The sequence below is a fragment of the Bradyrhizobium sp. P2_E8 genome, from assembly GCF_056403875.1.
Window position 1 is genome coordinate 1 of sequence record NZ_JBFUES010000988.1, and the last position, 2,706, is coordinate 2,706.

Annotated in this window: 4 protein-coding genes; all 4 read left to right on the forward strand. The window is 65.3% G+C overall.

The window, feature by feature from the left end:
* Positions 1-138 precede the first annotated feature (138 nt).
* A complete protein-coding gene (locus tag AC1D00_RS35475) occupies positions 139-660 on the forward strand; it encodes a hypothetical protein (protein ID WP_027542345.1) in 522 nt (173 codons plus the stop codon).
* Between the two features lie 110 nt (positions 661-770).
* Positions 771-965 carry a hypothetical protein gene (locus AC1D00_RS35480; RefSeq protein WP_477013876.1) on the forward strand — a complete coding sequence of 65 codons (195 nt, stop codon included), beginning with the start codon at positions 771-773 and terminating at the stop codon, positions 963-965.
* A gap of 24 nt (positions 966-989) precedes the next feature.
* Positions 990-1,580, forward strand: coding sequence for an SCO family protein (locus AC1D00_RS35485; protein WP_135176210.1), 591 nt, complete (start codon positions 990-992; stop codon positions 1,578-1,580).
* 111 nt (positions 1,581-1,691) lie between these two features.
* Positions 1,692-2,627 (forward strand): transporter substrate-binding domain-containing protein, encoded by a 936-nt coding sequence (locus AC1D00_RS35490; RefSeq protein ID WP_477013877.1) that lies wholly within the window; start codon positions 1,692-1,694, stop codon positions 2,625-2,627.
* Positions 2,628-2,706 lie beyond the last annotated feature (79 nt).

Below are 2,706 nucleotides of genomic sequence, written 5' to 3' on the forward strand. Positions count from 1 at the left end.
GTGCAGCGCGGACGCAACACTGGATTTGAATTTGTTTTGAGCGAGCCGGCCTGCCTAGACAAAACCTTGGTTACGACGGACGCTAGCCATGCATCACCACCTGACGCGCAGATTCGAATTCGACTGGGGCGGGGGACAATGAAGTTTCTGACGGGGTTGCTGGCCGCGGTTGTGCTGATCGCTTGCATGGGGGCTTCTCACGCGGTGGTCCGGATCGCGGATGACCGCGGCGGCCGGATCGGAACCTACGTCGACAAATACCAGGACCTGCGGCAATCAGGCGAAACCGTTATTATCGACGGCCTCTGCGCCTCCGCCTGCACCATCGTCCTTGGCGCCATCCCGCGCGACCGCATCTGCGTGACCTCGAGCGCGACGCTGGGCTTCCACGCCGCCTGGGATTTCGGCGCCAATGGCCGCGCCGTCACCAATTCCGAAGCAACCCAGATGCTCTATGCGATGTACCCCTCGCAGGTGAGGCGCTGGATCAACCAGCGCGGCGGCCTGACCCCGCACATGCTTTTCCTGAGGGGCAAGCAGCTCCAGGCCATGTACAAGCCCTGCTACATGGACGCACAGGCCTCGACGATCAAGCCGACGCGCCGGTCTCTCCCGCAATCGGACGAGCTTGAGTCCGCCCGGGGCCAGCTCCTGCACTGACATCCTCGGCACGACGGGTTTGTTTCAGCCCGCCAGCGGCGCCTTGCCCGCAGGCGGGCTAAAGCTTATCTGAAAGCCTGGGAACCGGGGCCTTCGCCCCGATCATTGTCATGGCTCAACCAGTGCGCCCGGCCCATCCGCTACAGGACAATTCGTCCACTGCCGACCGGACGCAGTCCGTGCTGCTGTTGGCTGGCACAGGTGTCGGCGGTCTGGTCGTGATCGGCGCGCTGGCGCTGTGGTTCCACTACGGCACCCAGGTGTTCTTCGAAATGATCAGGACCGGCTTCATTGCCTGCTTCTGACCCCCGACAGGAAGTCGTCCGCCCATGAGCTCCGCCGCCCGCCCGCTGGTGATCGCGACCGCCTTCGCCGCAAGCCTTGTCGTCGGGCTGCTGATCATGTTCTGGGCCATGGGCGGGGTCAGCAAGGTGGCGCAGCCGGCTGCGATCGGCGGCCCGTTCCAGCTCACCGACCAGAACGGCAAGGCCGTCACCGACAAGAGCCTGAAGGGCAAGCCGACCCTGATCTTCTTCGGCTACACCCATTGCCCCGACGTCTGCCCGACCTCGCTGTTCGAGATCTCGGAAGTGCTGCGCGCGATGGGCAGGGACGCCGACAAGGTCAACGCCATCTTCATCTCGGTCGACCCCGAGCGGGACACGCCGGCGGCGATGAAGGACTATCTGTCGAGCTTCGATCCGCATCTCGAGGGCCTCAGCGGCGATCCCGCCGAGACCGCCAAGGTGATCACCTCCTACCGGGTCTATGCCAAGAAGGTCCCGACCAAGGACGGCGACTACACCATGGACCACACCGCGCTGATCTATCTGATGGACCGCGATGGCCGCTTCGTCTCGCCGTTCAACCTGAAACGGACGCCGGAAGAGGCCGCGGTCGAGCTGAAGCGGTATCTCTGATCTACCCTCCGACCGCCCCGGCCTTCACCGTGCCTGCAATCGGCGCTCGCGTTCCCGAGCGGATGGTCTATAAGGCCTCCGATCCCAACGAAATTCGTTCATTTCCGGCCGATGGCTCCATCGCAACAGGCGAAATCGTCCAAATCTGCCCGTGGCTTGCTGACAGGGCTGGCCGTCGGCGCCTGCCTGTTCGCAGCCCTGCCCGGCGCGAAGGCGCAGGCCCCGGCCAAGCAGCCACCGGCGGCGCCTCAGGCCACCCCGCAGGTCGCGCCCCAGGCGGCCCCCCAGGCGGTGCCCGGCTTCTGGGACCCGCGGCGGCGTCCGGAGCGGCCGGACCTGTCGCGCTTGACCGTGATCCGTTTCTTGACCGAGACCGACTATCCGCCGTTCAACTACACCGGCGCCGACGGCAATCCGGCCGGCTTCAACGTCGATCTCGCCCGCGCGCTCTGCGAGGAGATCAAGGTCACCTGCACGGTGCAGATGCGCCGCTTCGAGACGCTGGTCGACGCGCTCACCTCGAACCGGGGCGATGCCATCATCGCCTCGATGGCGGTGAGCCCGCAGCTCCGTGCCCGCGTCRACTTCTCCGATCCCTATTACCGCGTGCCGGCGCGCTYCGCCTCGCGCAAGGATGCGGTGATGCCGGAGATCCGCCCGGAATATCTCGAGGGCAAGAAGGTGGGCGTGATCGGCGGCTCCGCGCATGAGGCCTATCTCAAGGCGATGTTCACCGACGCCGAGCTGCACCCCTATCCCAACGACGACGCGATGCGCGCCGCACTTCGAAAGGGCGAGGTCGACTTCATCTTCGGCGACGCCATCTCGCTCGCCTTCTGGATCAACGGCACGGATTCGGGCGATTGCTGCGCCTTCTCCGGCGGTCCCTTCGTCGAGAGCCGCTTCTTCGGCGAGGGCATCGGCATCGCCGTGCGCAAGGGCAACGACGTGCTGCGCCAGGCCCTGAACTGGGCCCTGTTCCGCGTCTGGGAAAAAGGCCGCTACACCGATCTGTGGCTGCGGTATTTTTCGGTGAGCCCGTTTTAGCTGCGTCGCTGCTCCCTCCGCCGTCATTGCGAGGAGCCCTTGCGACGAAGCAATCCAGACTGTTTCCGCAGTGACAGTC